Here is a 17,920-nt window from a genome sequence, read left to right as displayed (position 1 = left end):
TCGAGGTAGCTCGATAAGAGGTAGCATGGGCTCACCGCGTCCGCAAGGAGAAACATGCTGGAGCTGTCGATCCTCGGCTTCCTCGCCGAACAACCGCTGCACGGCTACGAGTTGAAGGAACGCATCAAGGCGCTCAGCGGCCATGTCCGCCCGGTCAGCGACGGCGCGCTCTACCCGGCGATCGCCCGCCTGGTCACCGCGGGCAAGCTCGACCAGCACACGGAGGACGGCACGAGCGCGGCCCCGCGCCGGGTCCTGTCCCTCACCGAAACGGGCCGCGCCGACCTCCTGGAACGCCTCCGCCACCCCACGCAGACCGAGATCACCGACCACGTCCGCTTCAACACGGTCCTGGCCTTCCTACGACACCTGCCCGACCGGGAGGAGCAGGCGGCCGTGCTGCGCCGTCGGCTGGAGTTCCTGGAGACCCCGGCGAGTTTCTTCTACCGGGACGGTGAGCCGGTGCGGGCGGAGGAGGCCCAAGACCTGTTCCGGCAGGGCATGTTGCGGGTCGCGCGGGCGACGGGCGCGGCCGAGCGGGAGTGGCTCACCGAGGCCATCGCCCAACTGGATCAGGCGAGTTGAGTCTTGAGATAGTCCCGCCACTGCGCGGTGAAGTCGTCCAGGCTCACTCCGAGAACCTTCTTCATCGCGTCCTCCACCGCCCCGACCCGCTTCTTGTGGGCGCCAACTGCCCGGTAGAACTTGCCCAGTTGGATCACTCCCCACCGGTCCTCGATCATCCGGCAGGCCAGCCAGCCGCCCTCGTAGGCCTGGGCCAGTTCGCCGGCCTCGCCGCTGAAGCCGAAGTCCTTGTCGGCGGGGAGGGCGATCGGAAGGTTGCCGTCCTCGACCGCGCGGTAGAGCTCGGGTGCGGCCTGGACCGGGGTGCGGCCTGTGCCCCGGTAGCCGATCCAGTCAGCGTAGCCCTCCGACAGCCAGAGCGGGGTCGCGGAGGTGGTGTGGGCGCGGGTGGCCACATGGGTCGTCTCATGGGTCAGCACCACCTGCTTGCCGACCGAGCCCAGCATGGCGTACGCCTCCGGGTTGACGATGATCCGGTCCGCCGGGGCGTCGCCCGAACCGCCCGCCTCCCCCGTCGTCACCGCCGCGATGCCCCGGTAGGACGCGGCGGGTGCGCCCAGGAGGCCCGCCATGCCGTCCAGGGAGTCGGGGACGAGCACGACGACGTGCCGGGTCCAGTCGGTGCCCCAGGCGCCCGACACGGCCGGTACGGCGTGGTCCGCGAGCGTGCGGTACTCGCGCAGGCCCGCGGCAGACTGCCCGACCCCCATGACGAGGCTGTGCGGGCCCCTGACGACGCTCACCTTGCCCTGGTCCCACAGCTGCTGGCCCGACTTCTTCGCGGGCTTGTCGGAGTCGACGTACCACTGCCCGTCGGCGGTCAGGCGGAGCGTGAGCGCCCGGCCGACGGTGACGGGTGAGGTGTCGTAGCCCCGGACGCGGTAGCTGAGGTCGGCGTCGGCGGTCGCGGTGGCGCCGGTGCGGTGCAGCGAGGTCAGCCGGTAGGACCAGGACGCCAGCGGTACGGCGCTCAGGTTCTCGTAGGCGGTGCGCGCGCCGGTGCGGGTGTACGCCGTCTCGTCGTGGTGCAGGACGGCCGCCGCCCGGGTGTCCAGCAGCCGCTGCACCGCCGCGTTCGCACTGTCCGGCGCCGGCTGCCCGCCGCACGCCACCAGCGAGCCGAACAGCAGACACAGTGCGAGCACTCCGGAGCGCGACGCCCGCCTACGACCAGTCACTTCCCGATCGTACGACCCTTTCGCGCCGGTTCAGACCCTCGTGACCGACGAGACGGGCATCATGCCGACCGGGTCGTAGCGCACCGGCGCGCCCGGGTAGGGGGCGTGGATGACCTGGCCGTTGCCCACGTACATCGCGACATGGCTGGCGTCGGAGCGGTAGACGACCAGATCGCCGGGCTGCGCCTGGGAGAGCGGGATCTGGTGGCCGGCGTAGCGCTGCTCCTGCGAGGTGCGCGGGAGGTGGACGCCCGCCCGGGCGTACGACCACTGCATCAGGCCGGAGCAGTCGAAGCCGCTGGGGCCCGTGGCGCCCCAGACGTAGGGCTTGCCGAGTGCGGACTGGGCGGCGGCCACGGCGGCTGCGGCGCGGCCCGAGGACGGAACGCCGGCGCCGAGGTCGGGGATGTCCACGCGGGAGGAGCGGGAGGCCCGGTCGAAGGCGGCGCGGTCGGCGAGCGGCATCCCGTTGAGGATCTGCCGGGCCTTGGCGAGCTTGCTCTCGACGGTCTTCTTGTGGCCGGCGACGGCCTTGCGGCTGCGCTCCAGTTCGGCGAGGTGGCCGGTGGCCTCGCTGCGCTCCTGCGCGAGTTCGCGCATGGCGTCCTGGAGGTCCTTGAGCTCGCCCGCCTGCTCGGTGGTGATGCGGTCGAGGACGGAGGCCTTGTCGAGATAGTCGGCCGGGTCGTCGGAGAACAGCAGCGCGACGGTGGGGTCGATGCCGCCGGAGCGGTACTGGGCGCCGGCGAGTGAACCCAGCGCGTCCCGCATGGTGTTGATGCGCTGCTGCTGCCGGGCGATCCGGTCCTGGGCGTCGCTGACCTGCCGGTGCAGCTGCCCGGCGCGCTCGTCGGCCTTGTCGTAGGCCTGGGTCGCCTTCTCGGCCTCCTGGTAGAGCCGGTCCACCTCGGCCCGGGCGTCGTCGTGCGGCGCGGCCACGGCGGACGTGGCCGGAAGGGCTCCGAGCGCCGCGGCGGCGGCGGACATCACACAGACCGCGGCACTGGCGCCTCGGTCGAACCCGGACGGTGCTTGGCGACGACGGGATCCCACGGGAAGCCGCACTCCTTCCGCTGGCGGACACGGACCGCTCCCCCGATGCGGGGAAACGCGCCAGACAGTAGCTCTGTGGAGGGGTGCGGGCCAAAGACCTCCGCGGGCACACAACGTGACGCCCCGCCTATGACGCAGGTCATGGGCGGGGCGCGGGGTCAGCCTGGAGTGTCGTAATTCGCCCGTTCGGGCGGTGCGGAACGACCGGATACGGACCGGATCAGATCCGGACGCCGAACTGGAAGGGCATGTTGGAGATCGACTCGTAGCGCACCACGGCACCGGTGTGCGGGGCGTGCAGCACCTGGCCGTTGCCCGCGTAGAGGCCGACGTGGTGGTAGTCGCCGTAGAAGATGACCAGGTCGCCGACCTTGAGGTCGCTCTCGCTGTAGATCCGGGTGCCGGCGTTGGCCTGCGCCTCGGAGGTGCGGGGGATGGAGACGCCCGCCTGCGCGTAGGCCCAGGAGGTGAGGCCGGAGCAGTCGAAGGAGGAGGGGCCGGAGGCGCCGTACACGTACGGGGAGCCGATCACGGACTGGGCGGCGGCGAAGGCCGAGGCGGCGCGGCCGGAGGCGGAACCGGTGTTGCCGAGGTTCACGCGGGAGGTGGAACGGCTGGCGGCGTTGGCCTGCTCCTTGGCGAGGGCTTCCTTCTCCGCCGCCGTCAGGGTGTTGAGCAGCTTCTGGGCCGAGGCCAGCTTGGCCTTGACCTCGTCCTTCTTCTTCTTGAGCTCGGTGCGGGTGGCGGAGAGGTCCTTGAGCTTGGTGCTCGCCTCCGCGCGCTCCTGGGCGAGTTCGCGCTGCTTGCTCTGGATCTTCGTGAGCGCCTCGACCTGCTGAGCGCTCAACTGGTCCATGGTGGACGCCTTGTCGAGGTAGTCGCTCGGGTCCGAGGACAGGAACAGCTGGATCGACGGGTCGATGCCGCCGGTGCGGTACTGGGCGCTGGCCATCGTGCCGAGGCCGTCCCGGAGCTTGTTGAGCTCCTCCTGACCGCGGGCCACGTTGTCCTGGATGGTGGAGATCTCCTTCTGGAGCTTCTCCTGCTTCTCCTGGGCCCCGTCGAGCTTCTCGGTGGCCTGCTCGGCCTGCTCGTAGAGGGCGTCGACCTTCGACTTGACCTCGTCCTTGTTGGGCTTCTCGCTCGGCGCGGCATTGGCGGCCTGAGCGCTGAAGGCAACGGCGGCAGCGGCTGCGGTGGTCAGCACGGTGACACGCGTGCGGCTCGGCTGCTTCGGTCGACGATGGGACGCCACGGAGTCGAGCTCCTTCTATTGAGTGATCACCCGTTCGGAGGTTCGAGGCATGACCCTAGTGACGTTCCTGTGATCAGTTCAAATCCTCACACTAAAAAATGCCGTCACTCAAAGCATTCTTTGCACATAACCAACATGCAGTGATGGCTGATTGACGCTACGTTGCGTGACCGATCGGTCAATTCCGGCATTAAACCTGTACGTTGACCTTCACGACAGTCGCTTGAGGAGTACCGCAGAAGCGACGGGCCGAGCGCCCGCCTTCGCGATGCCGTCGGCCACCTCACGGTCGGTCGACGCCACGATGACCGGCCGCCCCGGCGGCTCCGCCCGCACCAGCTGGCGGATCAACTCGTCGGCAGTGACGCCCGGTTTGGAGAACAGCACCCGCACTCCGCGCGGCGGCGCGAGCAGCACCGGCGCGGCCAGCTCGGCCCCGTCGAAGACACAGGTGACCTCGGCGCCGGTCTGCGCGGCCAGCTGGGAGAGCTGCCCCAGCAGCCTCAACCGCTGCTTCTCCAGGGGCATTTGGGGATAGCCGGTCTTGGTGACGTTGTAGCCGTCGACGACCAGATGGGCCTGCGGCAGCGCGAGCAACTGGTCGAGGATCGCGGGGTCGTTCTCGGACAGCGCCCGTGCCGCGATGTCTTTGGGGGTCATTCGTCCCGGTTCGACCGCGTCGACGGTCTCGGCGGGCCGTACGGAGACGGGCGGCAGCGCCAGCTCACGGCGCAGCCCCTGGGTCGCCTCCAGCACGGTGTCGAGCAGCAGCCGTACCCGCATGTCCTCGACGCTGCGCCCCTCGCGTGCCGCCTTGCGGGTGGCCTCCAGTGACGCCTCGGCCTCACTGAGCCGCGCCTTGAGGCGCCGGCCCTCGCTCTCCGCGGCGGACAGCTGGGTCTGCCCCTCGGCGCGCGCGGCGTCCGTCTCGGCCCGCAGCTTGCGCAGGGCGGCCTCGCCGCGCTTGATGTCGCTGTGCGCGGAACGCAGCTTGCGGTGCAGCGATTCCGCTTCCTTCTTCGCCGCGTCCAGCTCGGTGCGCAGCCGCTCGGTCTCGGCCCGGGTGGCGTCCCGCGCCTGCGCCAACTCCTCGCGCAGCCGCTCCAGTTCGGCCCGGCTCTCCTCGTCGGCGCGCTCGGCGTCGGCGCGCAGCGCCTCCTCGCCGGCGGCGGTCACCAGCTTGACCCAGCCGGTGGGGCGCAGAACATAGGCCGCGGCCGCCACGTCGAGCGGATCCGCGGCCGGGGGCGGCGAGCCGGAGTCGAGGGCGCCGGTGAGCTCCGGCTGGGCCTCTCTCAGCTTCTCCCCGATACGCTGCCGGAACAGCGGATCGGTCTCCAGCGCGGCGGCCATGGCGTTGCCGGCGAACTTGGCGCGCCGGTTGGGGGCGAAGCGGGCGTACTGTCGTAGCTGCGCGGGCAGTTCGGAGACGGTGAGGCCGCCGAACCCGTCGGAGACGATCTGCACGACCCTTCTCCGCACGCCGTCGGGCAGCGGGCGGTCGAGCACCTCGGCGGCGCCGTCGCCCGGCCCCCCGCCTGAGTTCTCCACCATCCCTCACACCCCAATACGTGTGCGGGGCCGCTCCCTCTCAGGAGCCGGCGCCCGGCCTGTCCACGAGTTCCACCTGATCCACGGCGTTGCACCAGCGGCAGCGCACCGACTCGATGGTCTCACTGACCACCTCGCGCTCCTCCACCTTCGGCTCACCCGCCAGGTCCAGGTGGAGGTACTCCACGACCTTCGACGAACGCGTCACGTCGAAGCGCGTGAGGTTGCCGCAGAGGGTGCAGCGCCACCGCGTCGAGGCGGTCGGCAGGGGTACCGTCATCGTGGCTGTCCGCTTCCTTCTTGTTCCAGTTTCCGTGATCGCCGGTTTCCCCGGCGAGTGTGGCTCGTAACCCTACGGCCTGGCGGGTACTCGCCGCTCGGCCGTCCACAGCGGCGAGGCACCCCGCCCCGGTACGTCCCGTTACGCCATGCTCTGTATCCATGATCAGCACCTGGGCAACAGCGGCCGTCAGAGCCCTCCGGAACACCACGGCACCCATGACATACGCCCTGATCGCCCTGTGCTGCCTGATCTTCGTCCTCGGGCCGGCCTCGGGCTTCGTCCCGTCCTACGGCACCGGGGACGCGCTGCTCGTCGCCCAGCGGGCGTACTTCCACCGCTGGGGAGTGGTACCGGCCGACCTGTTCGCGCACCCCGCCCGCGAGGCCCTCACCCCCGTCACGGCCCTCTTCGTCCACGGCAGCTGGATCCACCTCCTCGGCAACATGCTCTTCCTCTACGTCTTCGGAGCGATGACCGAGGAACGGCTGGGCCGAGTCGAGTTCATCCTGTTCTACGCGGTCTGCGGCTATCTGGCGCTGCTGGGCTACGCGCTGGCCAACGCCGGCTCCGCACAGTCCCTGGTCGGCGCGTCCGGGGCGATCTCGGCGGTCCTCGGGGCGTTCCTGTACCTCTTCCCCCGGGCCCGCGTGACGAGCCTCCTCCCCTTCCTCTTCTTTCTGCCGCTGCGCTTCCCCGCGTGGGTCGTACTTCCGTTCTGGGCGGCCCTCCAGTGGCTGGCGGCGGGCCAGGCCGCGCAGGGGCCGGGGGTGGCGTACCTCGCCCACCTGGTCGGCTTCACGCTGGGCTTCGGTTACGCGTGGGTCAGATTCGGAAAGAGGAAGGGCCCGAAGGGCGGCCTCGGAAGGGCGGTGGTGGGCGACGGCAGGGCGACTAGAGTGAGGGCCGCCCCAGCAACGGTCCCCGAGGGAGAGAACCAGCCGTGATCACCGCGATCGTCCTCATCAAGACCAGCGTGGACCGGATTCCGGAGATCGCCGAGTCGATCGCCGCGCTCGAATCCGTGAGCGAGGTCTTCTCCGTCACCGGTACCTACGACCTGATCGCGATGGTGCGGGTCCGGCAGCACGAGGATCTGGCCGAGGTCATCCCGGGCCGGATCAGCAAGATTCCGGGCGTCGAGGGCACGGACACGCACGTGGCGTTCCGGACGTACTCCCAGCACGACCTGGAGGCGGCGTTCGCGATCGGGCTGGACTCCTAGCGGGCGCCCAGCCGCTTCGACAGGGCGACCAGCGCGGCCCAGTTCACGACCTCCCAGGCCGGCAGCTCGGTGCGGTGCGGTTCGCCATGTCCGTCCTTGCCCAGTAGCACGAGCCGGGCGTCCCGGGGCCGCAGCCACCAGGACGCCGGCACGGGAAAGTCCGGCAGGTCGACGGCGGAGTACGGCTCCCGCATCTCGGCCCAGCGGTGGGCCAGCAGGCCGCCCGGCAGGAACAGCCCGCGGGTGTCCGCCGTGAGCGGGCCGAAGGTGACCTGCCGGCCCGCCCCGATCCGGTCGAGCAGTCCCGGTGCCTGGGCCTCGGCCACGCGCTTGCGGACGTGCTCGGCGGCGGACCGGATCCGCGGGTTCTCGAAGGGCTCGACGACCATCGGCCCCAGCTCGGTCCGCCGCTCGTCGAGCAGGAAGCCCTGTTCCGTCCCGTCGCCGAACCGCAGGAGATGCCGGTGGGCCAGGGTGTACCAGGCCCTGTCGCCCTTCTCGTTGCTCGTGACGATCACGTCGACGGTGGAACGCCAGCGCGTCACGTCCGCCCAGCGCCGGACCCGCGCACCGTGCGCGAGAACGAGCCCCTCCTCGTACAGATGGACCCGCTTCCCGCCGAGCAGACGCGGCGCACGCCGTACGACCGCCTCGCCCAGTGGCTCGCCCAGCCCCTCGGCCGCCGCCGCTCCACTCACCGCGGATGGAATCCCCACCCCTGGATGGTCACACGGCAGGCACGCAACGGCCGTCCTGCGTACGGTAGTTCCACTTCGCGCCGTCGGTCACGAGCTCCCGTACGGCCGTCACGAAGCGCTCGACGTGCTCGTCCGGGGTGCCCGCGCCGAAGCTCACGCGGATCGCGTTGAGGGACTTCTCGCCCGGGGCGGCCTCCGGGGCACCGCACTCGCCCTGGGTCCCCGGGTCGCTGCCGAGCAGGGTGCGCACCAGCGGGTGGGCGCAGAAGAGGCCGTCGCGGACGCCGATGCCGTACTCGGCGGAGAGGGCGGCGGCGAAGTGCGAGCTGTTCCAGCCGTCGACGACGAAGGAGATGACGCCGACGCGCGGGGCGTCGTCGCCGAAGAGCGACAGAACGCGGACCGCGGGGACCTCGGCCAGGCCCGCCCGCACCTTCTCGATCAGGTACTGCTCGCGCGCGACCAGCGTGTCGAAGCCGGCCTCGGTGAGCGCCCTGCAGGCCGACGCGATGGAGTAGGCGCCGATGACGTTCGGGGAGCCGGCCTCGTGCCGGGCCGCGCTGTCGTGCCACTCCACGTCAACTCCCCCGTCCTCACGCCGAGTTACCTTGCGGCTGGCGCCGCCGCCGGCGAGGTAGGGATCGGCTGCCCGGAGCCAGTCGGCGCGGCCGGCGAGGACGCCGGAGCCGAAGGGGGCGTAGAGCTTGTGGCCGGAGAAGGCGATCCAGTCGACGTCGAGGTCCTGGACGGACACCGGGTGGTGCGGGGCGAGCTGGGCGGCGTCCAGGACGATCCGGGCGCCGTGGGCGTGCGCGGCGGCGGCCAGTTCGCGGACCGGCCACAGTTCGCCGGTGACGTTCGAGGCGCCGGTGACGCAGACGAGGGCCGGACCGTGGGGGTCGAGGTCGGCGAGGGCCTGCTCCAGCGTCTCGACGGCCTGGCGCGGGGTGCGCGGGGCGTTGAGGTAGGTGACCCGGGCGTCCTTCCACGGCAGCAGCGAGGCGTGGTGCTCGGTCTCGAAGACGAAGACCTGGCAGTCGGCGGGCAGGGCGGCGGCGAGGAGGTTGAGGGAGTCCGTGGTCGAGCGGGTGAAGACCAGCTGGTCGTCGGGGCGGCAGTCGAGGAACTCGGCGACGGTCTTCCGCGCGTTCTCGAAGAGGTCCGTCGACAGCTGGGAGAGGTAGCCGGCGCCGCGGTGCACGCTGCCGTAGTACGGGGCGTAGGCCGCCACGTCGTCCCAGACGCGCTGCAGGGCGGGTGCGCTGGCCGCGTAGTCGAGCGCCGCGTAGGTGACCTCGCCGCCCGTGACGAGCGGGACGGTGACATCCCGGCCGAGAACGGGCAGCTGGGCACAAATGGTCTGGGCGGCGGCAGCGGTGGCGACAGACATGGCGAACTCCTGTGAGAGGCAAGGCGGTTCCGCCGTGCGAGCGCGCAGGGCTCAAGCACGGAGGGGGTGAAAGGGGGTGTGCGGAGGCGGGGCTCGGCGCCCTATCGCATTCGCTTGCTCACAGAGGACTCCCTCGATGACCAGGACCCCTGGTGTCTTTCGAGGGGCCCGCGCTTGCCGCGGACCTCGCTGCCCACGGCCTGGTCTTCACCCGGGGCACCCCGCCACGGACGGAGGGTTGCCGGACAGTCGGCCGGGGCCTCATGACTGTCACTCATGACCTGGTCAGAAAACTTACGTGAGGTGATCGCCGCCCCGCAACCCGTGTCCGGATCGCGGGACGACGACCCCCGTACGAACGGCTACGCGTTGGTGGCCGCCGCCCAGCGCTCCAGAGTGCGCTTGGCGGCCCCGGAGTCGATCGACTCCGCGGCCTTCTCCATCCCGGCCCTGATCCGGTCCGCCAGCGGCCCGTCACCCCGCTCCAGCGCCACCAGGGCGGCCGCCGAGTTCAGGAGTACGGCGTCCCGCACCGGTCCCGGCTCGCCGTCCAGGAGGCGGCGGGCGACGCCCGCGTTGTAGTCGGGGTCGGCGCCGCGCAGAGCCTCGATGGGGACCAGTTCGAGGCCGACGTCCCGGGGGTCGAAGGACTCCTCGGTGACCTTGCCCTCGCGGACGATCCACACCCGGGAGGTGGCGGTGGTCGTCAGCTCGTCGAGGCCGTCGTCGCCGCGGAACACCAGCGCGGACGAACCGCGTTCGGCGAGCACGCCGGCGATGAGCCCGGCCATGCGGGTGTCGAAGCAGCCGACCGCCGAGGTGGTGACGCGGGCCGGGTTGGTGAGCGGGCCCAGCAGGTTGAACGCGGTCGGAATCCCCAGGGCTCCGCGGACCGCGCCGGCGAACCGCATCGCGGGGTGGAACTTGGCCGCGAAACAGAAGGTGATCCCGGCCTCCGCCGCCACCCGCGCCACCTGCTCGGTCGGCAGGTTCAGATTGATGCCCAGCTTCTCCAGCACGTCGGAGGAGCCGCTCGCCGAGGACGCGGCCCGGTTGCCGTGCTTGACGACCTTCGCACCCGTACCGGCGATCACGATCGCGGACATCGTCGAGATGTTGACCGTCTTGGCCCGGTCGCCGCCCGTACCGACGATGTCGACCGCCGGCCCCGGGATGTCCAGCGGCTTCGCGTGCGCGTACATCGTCTCGACGAGACCGGTGATCTCCTCGACCGTCTCGCCCTTGGCCCGCAGCGCCACCAGGAAGCCCGCGATCTGCGCGTCCGCGGCCTCACCGCTCATGATGCGGTCCATCGCCCACGCCGTGTCGGCGGAGTCCAGGTCCTGTCCGGCCAGCAGCGAGCTCAGTACGTCGGGCCAGGAACGGGCCGCCGCGGTGTCGCCTCCAGCGGGGGTCACAGCGCTCATACGGCCGCTCCTGGGTGTCGTAGAAAAATGGTTCAACGATGTGCCCCCACCCTATCCAGCGCGGGACACGGCGAAGGGCCCCGTCCGGTGTTCGGACGGGGCCCTTCGACTGCGGCGTGGCGACGCCTCAGCGATCAGTGGTGGCCGTGGCCGCTCGTGATCTCCTTGTACTCCTCGACGGTGGGCTTGGCGATCTGGGACTCCTCGCCGTAGTACGCCTCGCTCAGCTTGGCGCGCAGCTTCTCGGTGCCCTTGACCTTGCGCTCGACACCGTTCTCGTCGACCGTCGCGCCGATCGCGGCCGGCACGTACTGCTCGTGCGCGGTGAGCGTGTGCAGCGCGTCCTGGCTGAGCGGCTCGTGGATCTCGACGAACTCACCGTGCGGCAGGCGCTTGATGATGCCGGACTCGCGGCCGTGCAGCACCTTGTCCTTGTCGCGGCGCTGGAGGCCGAGGCAGACCCGCTTGGTGGCGAGGAAGACCAGGACCGGCACGACGAAGAAGCCGACGCGCACGAACCAGGTGATCGAGTTGATCGACAGGTGGAAGTGCGTGGCCCAGATGTCGTTGCCGCCACCGACGAGCAGGACGAAGTACCACGAGATCCACGCGGCACCGAAGGCCGTACGGGTCGGGACGTTGCGCGGGCGGTCCAGGATGTGGTGCTCGCGCTTGTCGCCGGTGACCCAGGACTCGATGAACGGGTAGACCGCGATCGCGACCAGGACCAGCGGGAAGACCACCAGCGGGATGAACACACCCAGGACGAGCGTGTGGCCCCAGAAGTTGATCTCCCAGCCCGGCATGACACGGATCAGGCCCTCGGAGAAGCCCATGTACCAGTCGGGCTGGGCGCCCGTGGACACCATGTCCGGACGGTAGGGACCCATGGCCCAGATCGGGTTGATCGAGGCGATCGCCGCGACGGCCGCGATGACACCGAAGACCAGGAAGAAGAAGCCTCCGGCCTTGGCCATGTAGACCGGCAGCAGCGGCATGCCGACGACGTTGTTGTTCGTCTTTCCGGGACCCGCGAACTGCGTGTGCTTGTGGTAGAAGACCAGGATCAGGTGGCCGACCACCAGGCCGAGCATGATGCCCGGCAGCAGCAGGATGTGGATCGAGTAGAACCGCGCGACGAAGTCGCCGCCCGGGAACTCTCCGCCGAAGAGGAAGAACGACAGGTACGTGCCCACGATCGGCACGGACAGGACCGCGCCCTCCATGAAGCGGACACCGGTGCCGGAGAGCAGGTCGTCCGGGAGCGAGTAACCGGTGAAGCCGGTGAACATACCCAGGACGAACAGCAGGAAGCCGAACAGCCAGTTGACCTCACGCGGCTTGCGGAACGCACCCGTGAAGAACACGCGCATCATGTGCACGAACATGGCGGCGAGGAAGATCAGCGCCGCCCAGTGGTGGATCTGACGGATCAGCAGACCGCCGCGCACATCGAAGGAGATGTGCATCGTCGAGTTGAACGCCTCCGACATCAGCTGCCCCTGGAGGGGGACATAGCTGCCGTGGTACGTCACCTCGTTCATCGACGGGTGGAAGAACAGCGTCAGATACACACCCGTGAGGATGATGATGATGAAGCTGTAGAGGCAGACCTCGCCCAGCATGAACGACCAGTGGTCGGGGAAGATCTTGCGCATGTTGGACTTGGCCAGGGAGTAGATCCCGAGGCGTCCGTCCGCCCAGTCGGCGACACGCTCGCCGGCCGGTGCTTTGTCGCGCCGCTCATTGTTCTCGTTGGTGCTCATCCGCGCTCCCAGAATGCAGGACCGACGGGCTCCTCGAAGTCGCCGAGCGCTTCGAGGTAACCCTCGTCGCTCACGCCGATGCGCAGCTGCGGCAGGGCGTGACCGGCCGGGCCGAAGATCACTCGGGCACCGTCGGAGAGGTCGAAGGTGGACTGGTGGCACGGGCACAGCACGTGGTGCGTCTGCTGCTCGTACAGGGAGATCGGGCAGCCCACGTGGGTGCAGATCTTCGAGAAGGCGACGATGCCCTCGTGCGCCCACTCCAGCTCGCGCTTGTCCTTGATGTTCTCCGGCTGGAGCCGGACGATCATCAGCGCAGACTTGGCGATCTCGGTCTGGAACTCCTCGTCGGTCTCCTCCAGGCCCTCGGGCTTGGCGAAGGTGAGCGAGCCGACGGCCACGTCCGAGGGACGCAGCGGCAGGTTCGTGTTCATGTTGACGAGCAGCTTGCCCTTGGACCACAGCGTGTGGCGGAGCTTCGTCCCCGGCAGCGGGCCCAGGTCGCGCAGCAGCATGACGCCGGAGAGCGGGAACAGGGCCAGCGCGCCGAACATCGTGTTGCGGATCAGCTTGCGACGGCCGAGCGCGGACTCCTTGGCACCCTGCTTGAAGTCGGCCAGAACCTTGGCCTTGACCTCGGGGGGCGCCTCGATCGCGTGCCGCTCGTCGGCGATCTCCACGTCGGACATCAGGGTGCGGGCCCAGTGGACCGCGCCCGCACCGATGGTGAAGAGCGCCGTACCGAGGGTCAGACCCAGCGCGAAGTTGAGCGCGTTGATGTGACCGATCGGGAAGACGAAGATCGCCTTGTCGTGCGGGATCGCCACGTACGAGGCGATGAAGCCGACGGTGGCGAGCATCGAGACCGTGAACAGGAAGGCGACGACGCGCTCGGACCGCTTGGCGGCCCGCTCGTCGATGTCCTGCACCCGGTGCTCGTGCGGCGGCAGTCCCGGGTCGGCGAACGGGTTCTGCTCGTCCGCGACCGACACCGCGCCGTGCGCGTCCTGCTCAGCGGGCAGGTTCTCTTCTGGAATGTCTTGGCTACTCATGACTTCTTGGCCTTTGCGGTCCGAGCGGCGACCCAGACGGCTACCGCGATCAGCGCGCCCAGACCGAAGATCCAGGCGAAGAGACCCTCACTGACCGGACCGAGACCACCCAGCTCAAGACCGCCGGGGCTCTCGGTGTTGTCGCCGTTGACCGCGTTGAGATACGCGATGATGTCCTTCTTGTTCTTCGACGACAGCGTGGTGTCGGGGAAGGAAGGCATGTTCTGCGGGCCGGTCTGCATGGCCTCGTAGATGTGCTTGGGGGCAACGCCTTCGAGGCTCGGCGCGAACTTGCCGTGCGTCAGCGCGCCGCCCTTGCCGGTGAAGTTGTGGCACTGGGCGCAGTTGGTGCGGAACAGCTCGCCGCCCTTGGCGATGTCCGACCCCTCCGGCCCGTACTCGTTCTTCGTCGGGATGACCGGGCCGGCGCCCAGCGAGGCGATGTACGCCGCGAGCTGGTCGATCTCGGCCTGGGAGTAGATGACCTTCTTGGCCGGGATCTGGGCGCCCGGCTGCTGGGCCGGCATACGGCCGGTGCCCACCTGGAAGTCGACCGCCGCGGCGCCGACGCCCACGAGGCTCGGCCCGTCGGAGGAGCCCTGACCGCCGGTGCCGTGGCAGCTGGCGCAACCGACGGCGAAGAGCTTCTTGCCCTCGTCGATGGAGAGGGACTGAGCCGACTCGTCGGCCTGCGCCTTGCCCGCGGGCGCGAGCAGGCTGAAGGCCCCCCCGGCTGCCGCCAGCGCGAGGAGTAGTACGACGACCGCCGCCAGCGGATGGCGTCGTCGTGTGGAGAGCTTTTTCACGGATTACCCCGGTGTCAGGATCTTCTGCGTCGATGCTTCTGGAATGTGCGCTTCTTGGCTGCGCGCGGGATCGGGCCCGACTACTTGATCAAGTAGATCGTGGCGAAGAGGCCGATCCAGACGACATCGACGAAGTGCCAGTAGTAGGACACGACGATGGCCGCGGTCGCCTGTTCGTGGGTGAACCTCTTCGCCGCGTAGGTGCGGCCGAGGACGAACAGGAAGGCGATGAGGCCACCCGTCACGTGCATGCCGTGGAAGCCGGTGGTCAGATAGAACACCGAGCCGTACGGGTCGGAGGACAGCGACAGGCCGTCCTTCTTCACCAGCTCCGTGTACTCGAAGATCTGACCGCCGATGAAGATCGCACCCATCACGAACGTGATGATGAACCAGCCCCTGAGCTTCTTCACGTCCCCGCGCTCGGCGGCGAACACGCCGAGCTGGCAGGTGAGGGAGGAGAGCACCAGGATCGTGGTGTTGGTCGCGGAGAACGGAAGGTTGAGATGGCTCGCCATCTCCTTCCAGTGATCCGGACCGGTCACCGATCGCAGGGTGAAGTACATCGCAAAGAGGGCCGCGAAGAACATCAGCTCGGAACTCAGCCAGATGATGGTTCCGACGCTGGTGAGGTTCGGCCGGTTGACCGACGGGTGCGCGTGCCCGGTTTCTACTGTCGTTGCTGTCGCCACGACCGACATTATGTCGGTCGCTTATCCCGCCCTCACTCCGGGGGGTGCCGTTCGGAGTGTTCGCACCGTGTGTACTGCCCGTATGGCCCATCGCAGGGGTGTTCCAACAGGTGTTGACGGGGTGTTCAAGGGAGTAGCATCCGCCGCATCGGTACCTGGGGTTCCCTACCAACGACGCGGAGGAACAATGCAGCCGACTGCCACGGTGCTCGTCTACAGCGACGACTCCAACACCCGCGAGCAAGTCCGGCTGGCGGCGGGGCGCAGGCCTGCTCCGGATGCGCCGTTGGTCGAGTTCCTGGAGTGCGCGACGCAGGCCGCGGTCGTGAAGGAGCTGGACCGGGGTGGAATCGATGTCTGCGTCTTCGACGGGGAGTCCGCGCCGATGGGTGGCATGGGGCTGTGCCGTCAGGTGAAGGACGAGATCTTCAACTGCCCGCCTGTGCTTGTCCTGATCGGGCGGCCCCAGGATGCGTGGCTTGCCACGTGGAGCCGTGCGGACGCCGCTGTGACGTTGCCGGTGGACCCTGTTGAGTTCGCTGCCTCGCTGGCCTCTTTGCTGCGGGAGAAGCGGGCGTTGAGCGCCTAGTGGGGTGGGGCGCGAGGCAATGGGCGACTGCGGGTCCGTTGTGGCTGGTCGCGCCCACGCGGCGGAGCCGCGAATGTCACAGCCCCGCGCCCCTAGGTGGGTCGCCCCTGGGTGGGTCACACTGACTCGGGGCGGAGTCTCGCCGCGTCCTCGGGCCTCGGGCCATCAGGCGTTCCGCCGACCAGTGCGCTGCCGCCCCGCCACTTCTTCCAGCCCAGGTTCCAGTCGCCGAAGCCGTTGCCGAAGGGTTCCATGTCGTCGCCGTTGGAGTTGACGACCTTGACGACGTCGCCCTCGTGGATGGTGTCGAAGAACCACTCGGCGTTGCTGGTGCTCATGCCGGTGCAGCCGTGGCTGACGTTCTCGGAGCCCTGGGAGCCGACGGACCAGGGGGCGGCGTGGACGTACTCGCCGCTCCAGGTGACGCGGGTGGCGTAGTACACGGGGAGGTCGTACGAGTCCGAGGAGCCCTCGGAGATGCCGACGGTGGTACCGCGCATCCGTACGAAGTACTCCTTGCCCAGGACGACCTTGACGCCGTTCCGGGTCTCGAAGCCGGGCTTGCCGGTGGTGACGGGGATCTCGTTGATCTCCTCGCCGTTCTTGTAGACCGTCATCTCGTGGGACGCGGCGTCCGTCACGGCGACGATCTTGTCGCCGGTGGTGAGCTTGAGCCCCTTGGACCTGCCGCCCCACAGGCGGTCGCTGATCTTCACGCCGTCGAGGTCGCTGTGGACCTGGATGGTGGCGTGGGCGGGCCAGTACTCCTTGGGGCGGTAGTGGAGTTCCTTGTCGTCCACCCAGTGCCAGGCGCCCTCCACGGCGGGCGTGGAGTCCACCCTGAGGGCGCGTTCCACGATGGCCCGCTGCGCCTTGTCCTTGACGGGCTTGTTCAGCTGGGCGGTGACCGGCTGGCCGACGCCGTAGGTGCCGGCGTCCGGACCGAACTTCACGGTCAGACTCTTCTTGGTGGTCGGCTTGGTGGTGTCGAAGGTGAGGACCTTGCGGCCGGGGGCGCCGTCCTCGTCCTCCGTGCTCACCCGCACCGTGTAGTGGGCGTTGGCGGCCAGCGGGGAGGTGCTGCGCCAGCGGGTGCCGTCGGCGTTGAGTTCGCCCGTGACATAGCGACCCGCGGCGTCCGTGGCCGTGACGTCCGTGATCCGCCCGTCGTCACCGGAAGCGGTGACCTCCAGGGGCTTGTCGGGGTCGGCCTTCTTGCCCTTGCCGGACGGGCCGTTGAAGGAGATCTGCCCCGCCGCGTCGTACGGCTTGTCCGACAGCGGGTTGCCGCCGCCGGACCCGCAGGCGGTGACGCCCGCGCCGAGGGAGATCACCAGCAGGGTGCAGCTGACGACGGTGCGGATGCGCGGAGAGTGGTTCATGAGCCGAGGCTATGAAGGTTCGTCAGCGGCGGCGCGGTGGGTCACTCGGACGAGGGACCGGCTGTGCGGCAAAAGCACGAGCCCGGACCTCCTGACGGAGTGTCCGGGCTCGTGTGCGTTCGGCGTGTGCTACTGCGTGCGGTTCTCACCGCGGTAGTACTCGAAGACCCAGCCGAACAGACCGATCATGATGAGCGGCGCCGAGAAGTACAGCAGCCACCAGCCGATGGCCACGCCGAGGAAGGCCAGCGCGCCGCCGATGCCGAGGGCGAGGGGCTGCCAGCTGTGCGGGCTGAAGAAGCCCACCTCGCCGGCCTCGTCCGCGACGTCGGCCTCCTTGTTGTCCTGCGCCAGGGTGTCGACCCGCCGGGCGGTGAAGCCCAGGTAGAAGCCGATCATGACGCAGAGGCCGAAGGCCATGAAGAGGGCCGTGGTACCGGCCGCCTCCTTGGACCAGAGGCCGTACACGACCGCCATGGCGAGCACGAAGACGCTCAGCCACATGAACATCCAGCCCTGGACCTTCACTTGCCCGCCTCCTTGCCGCCGGCGAGGGCCTTGTCAGCGTGGTGCGCGTTCTCGAGCTGGTCGAGAGCGGCGATCTCCGGGTGGTGCAGGTCGAACGCCGGGGATTCGCTGCGGATCCGGGGCAGGGTGAGGAAGTTGTGCCGCGGCGGCGGGCAGGACGTCGCCCATTCGAGCGAACGGCCGTAGCCCCACGGGTCGTCGACCTCGACCTTCTTGCCGTACTTGGCCGTCTTCCACACGTTGTAGAGGAACGGCAGGATCGACAGGCCGAGCAGGAACGAGCTGATCGTCGAGATCGTGTTCAGGGCGGTGAAGCCGTCGGCCGCGAGGTAGTCCGCGTAACGACGGGGCATGCCCTCGGCACCCAGCCAGTGCTGGACCAGGAAGGTGCCGTGGAAGCCGATGAACAGCGTCCAGAAGGTGATCTTGCCGAGGCGCTCGTCGAGCATCTTGCCGGTCATCT

At 69.3% G+C, this 17,920-nt stretch carries 19 protein-coding genes and 1 riboswitch; of the genes, 4 read left to right on the top strand and 15 right to left on the bottom strand.

Translation table 11 applies throughout. The features are described from left to right. The first annotated feature begins 54 nt into the window (after positions 1 to 54). Complete coding sequence (locus ACWDEW_RS08355; RefSeq protein ID WP_450510791.1) at positions 55 to 585, top strand: PadR family transcriptional regulator; 531 nt, start codon at positions 55 to 57, stop codon at positions 583 to 585. Here ACWDEW_RS08355 and ACWDEW_RS08350 read toward each other — a convergent pair. From ACWDEW_RS08350 to ACWDEW_RS08330, 5 genes are all read right to left on the bottom strand, one after another. Then, positions 573 to 1,763 (bottom strand): hypothetical protein, encoded by a 1,191-nt coding sequence (locus tag ACWDEW_RS08350; protein ID WP_450510789.1) that lies wholly within the window; start codon positions 1,761 to 1,763, stop codon positions 573 to 575. The genes ACWDEW_RS08355 and ACWDEW_RS08350 overlap by 13 nt on opposite strands. 30 nt (positions 1,764 to 1,793) lie before the next feature. Beyond that, positions 1,794 to 2,816 (bottom strand): NlpC/P60 family protein, encoded by a 1,023-nt coding sequence (locus ACWDEW_RS08345; protein ID WP_450510787.1) that lies wholly within the window; start codon positions 2,814 to 2,816, stop codon positions 1,794 to 1,796. A gap of 220 nt (positions 2,817 to 3,036) precedes the next feature. Then, complete coding sequence (locus ACWDEW_RS08340) at positions 3,037 to 4,071, bottom strand: NlpC/P60 family protein (RefSeq protein ID WP_450510785.1); 1,035 nt, start codon at positions 4,069 to 4,071, stop codon at positions 3,037 to 3,039. Between the two features lie 210 nt (positions 4,072 to 4,281). After that, a complete protein-coding gene (locus ACWDEW_RS08335) occupies positions 4,282 to 5,625 on the bottom strand; it encodes an NYN domain-containing protein (protein ID WP_450510784.1) in 1,344 nt (447 codons plus the stop codon). A gap of 37 nt (positions 5,626 to 5,662) precedes the next feature. Next, entirely contained in the window at positions 5,663 to 5,902 is a 240-nt protein-coding gene (locus ACWDEW_RS08330; RefSeq protein ID WP_019067815.1) for a hypothetical protein, read from the bottom strand. A 161-nt stretch (positions 5,903 to 6,063) separates the two neighbouring features. Here ACWDEW_RS08330 and ACWDEW_RS08325 point away from each other — a divergent pair, with 161 nt between their 5' ends. Together ACWDEW_RS08325 and ACWDEW_RS08320 are read left to right on the top strand one after the other, a co-directional pair. Beyond that, complete coding sequence (locus ACWDEW_RS08325) at positions 6,064 to 6,849, top strand: rhomboid family intramembrane serine protease (protein WP_450510782.1); 786 nt, start codon at positions 6,064 to 6,066, stop codon at positions 6,847 to 6,849. Further along, entirely contained in the window at positions 6,846 to 7,127 is a 282-nt protein-coding gene (locus tag ACWDEW_RS08320) for an Lrp/AsnC family transcriptional regulator (protein ID WP_019062383.1), read from the top strand. The genes ACWDEW_RS08325 and ACWDEW_RS08320 overlap by 4 nt, the downstream gene beginning before the upstream one ends. On the opposite strand, the gene ACWDEW_RS08315 is transcribed toward ACWDEW_RS08320, so the two are convergent. The 7 genes from ACWDEW_RS08315 to ctaE form a co-directional block, all read right to left on the bottom strand. Then, positions 7,124 to 7,843 (bottom strand): hypothetical protein, encoded by a 720-nt coding sequence (locus ACWDEW_RS08315; protein WP_450510780.1) that lies wholly within the window; start codon positions 7,841 to 7,843, stop codon positions 7,124 to 7,126. The two genes, ACWDEW_RS08320 and ACWDEW_RS08315, sit on opposite strands and share 4 nt — an antisense overlap. 10 nt (positions 7,844 to 7,853) lie before the next feature. Beyond that, positions 7,854 to 9,215 (bottom strand): aminotransferase class V-fold PLP-dependent enzyme, encoded by a 1,362-nt coding sequence (locus ACWDEW_RS08310; protein ID WP_450510778.1) that lies wholly within the window; start codon positions 9,213 to 9,215, stop codon positions 7,854 to 7,856. Between the two features lie 165 nt (positions 9,216 to 9,380). Continuing rightward, positions 9,381 to 9,497, bottom strand: a riboswitch (SAM riboswitch). Positions 9,498 to 9,577: 80 nt separating this feature from the next. Beyond that, positions 9,578 to 10,642 (bottom strand): anthranilate phosphoribosyltransferase, encoded by a 1,065-nt coding sequence (trpD, locus tag ACWDEW_RS08305; protein WP_450510776.1) that lies wholly within the window; start codon positions 10,640 to 10,642, stop codon positions 9,578 to 9,580. 134 nt (positions 10,643 to 10,776) lie between these two features. After that, on the bottom strand, positions 10,777 to 12,408 hold the full coding sequence (gene qcrB / locus ACWDEW_RS08300) for a cytochrome bc1 complex cytochrome b subunit (RefSeq protein WP_450510774.1): 1,632 nt from the start codon (positions 12,406 to 12,408) through the stop codon (positions 10,777 to 10,779). Continuing rightward, positions 12,405 to 13,460: a cytochrome bc1 complex Rieske iron-sulfur subunit gene (qcrA, locus tag ACWDEW_RS08295; RefSeq protein WP_450510772.1), complete on the bottom strand. Its 1,056-nt coding sequence runs from the start codon at positions 13,458 to 13,460 to the stop codon at positions 12,405 to 12,407. Before qcrA ends, qcrB begins: the two co-directional genes overlap by 4 nt. Then, positions 13,457 to 14,266, bottom strand: a complete 810-nt coding sequence (gene qcrC, locus ACWDEW_RS08290) for a cytochrome bc1 complex diheme cytochrome c subunit (RefSeq protein WP_450510770.1) — start codon at positions 14,264 to 14,266, stop codon at positions 13,457 to 13,459. The genes qcrA and qcrC overlap by 4 nt, the downstream gene beginning before the upstream one ends. 80 nt (positions 14,267 to 14,346) lie before the next feature. Further along, a complete protein-coding gene (gene ctaE / locus ACWDEW_RS08285) occupies positions 14,347 to 14,967 on the bottom strand; it encodes an aa3-type cytochrome oxidase subunit III (protein ID WP_019067823.1) in 621 nt (206 codons plus the stop codon). A 178-nt stretch (positions 14,968 to 15,145) separates the two neighbouring features. Here ctaE and ACWDEW_RS08280 point away from each other — a divergent pair, with 178 nt between their 5' ends. Beyond that, positions 15,146 to 15,547 (top strand): response regulator transcription factor, encoded by a 402-nt coding sequence (locus ACWDEW_RS08280; RefSeq protein WP_381241976.1) that lies wholly within the window; start codon positions 15,146 to 15,148, stop codon positions 15,545 to 15,547. Between the two features lie 116 nt (positions 15,548 to 15,663). Here the strand turns inward: ACWDEW_RS08280 and ACWDEW_RS08275 are convergent, their stop codons facing one another. The 3 genes from ACWDEW_RS08275 to ACWDEW_RS08265 all read right to left on the bottom strand — a co-directional run. Beyond that, positions 15,664 to 16,929: an Ig-like domain-containing protein gene (locus ACWDEW_RS08275; protein WP_450510767.1), complete on the bottom strand. Its 1,266-nt coding sequence runs from the start codon at positions 16,927 to 16,929 to the stop codon at positions 15,664 to 15,666. Between the two features lie 129 nt (positions 16,930 to 17,058). Beyond that, positions 17,059 to 17,457: a cytochrome c oxidase subunit 4 gene (locus tag ACWDEW_RS08270; protein ID WP_450510765.1), complete on the bottom strand. Its 399-nt coding sequence runs from the start codon at positions 17,455 to 17,457 to the stop codon at positions 17,059 to 17,061. Next, positions 17,454 to 17,920 (bottom strand): cbb3-type cytochrome c oxidase subunit I (locus ACWDEW_RS08265; protein WP_450510764.1); only part of this gene is annotated, 467 nt, incomplete at its 5' end. The genes ACWDEW_RS08270 and ACWDEW_RS08265, both read right to left, overlap by 4 nt.

The sequence above is a fragment of the Streptomyces sp. NPDC001100 genome (assembly GCF_053598575.1).
Note: the sequence above shows the minus strand (reverse complement) of the source record. Positions and strands in the feature narration are given on the sequence as shown.

Excerpts from the sequence above, each read along its gene's own strand:
- ACWDEW_RS08355 (WP_450510791.1), top strand. The coding sequence starts at position 55 with ATGCTGGAGCTGTCGATCCTCGGCTTCCTCGCCGAACAACCGCTGCAC.
- ACWDEW_RS08280 (WP_381241976.1), top strand. The coding sequence starts at position 15,146 with ATGCAGCCGACTGCCACGGTGCTCGTCTACAGCGACGACTCCAACACC.
- ctaE (WP_019067823.1), bottom strand. The coding sequence starts at position 14,967 with ATGTCGGTCGTGGCGACAGCAACGACAGTAGAAACCGGGCACGCGCAC.
- trpD (WP_450510776.1), bottom strand. The coding sequence starts at position 10,642 with ATGAGCGCTGTGACCCCCGCTGGAGGCGACACCGCGGCGGCCCGTTCC.
- ACWDEW_RS08335 (WP_450510784.1), bottom strand. The coding sequence starts at position 5,625 with ATGGTGGAGAACTCAGGCGGGGGGCCGGGCGACGGCGCCGCCGAGGTG.
- ACWDEW_RS08310 (WP_450510778.1), bottom strand. The coding sequence starts at position 9,215 with ATGTCTGTCGCCACCGCTGCCGCCGCCCAGACCATTTGTGCCCAGCTG.
- qcrB (WP_450510774.1), bottom strand. The coding sequence starts at position 12,408 with ATGAGCACCAACGAGAACAATGAGCGGCGCGACAAAGCACCGGCCGGC.
- ACWDEW_RS08330 (WP_019067815.1), bottom strand. The coding sequence starts at position 5,902 with ATGACGGTACCCCTGCCGACCGCCTCGACGCGGTGGCGCTGCACCCTC.
- ACWDEW_RS08325 (WP_450510782.1), top strand. The coding sequence starts at position 6,064 with ATGATCAGCACCTGGGCAACAGCGGCCGTCAGAGCCCTCCGGAACACC.
- qcrA (WP_450510772.1), bottom strand. The coding sequence starts at position 13,460 with ATGAGTAGCCAAGACATTCCAGAAGAGAACCTGCCCGCTGAGCAGGAC.
- ACWDEW_RS08275 (WP_450510767.1), bottom strand. The coding sequence starts at position 16,929 with ATGAACCACTCTCCGCGCATCCGCACCGTCGTCAGCTGCACCCTGCTG.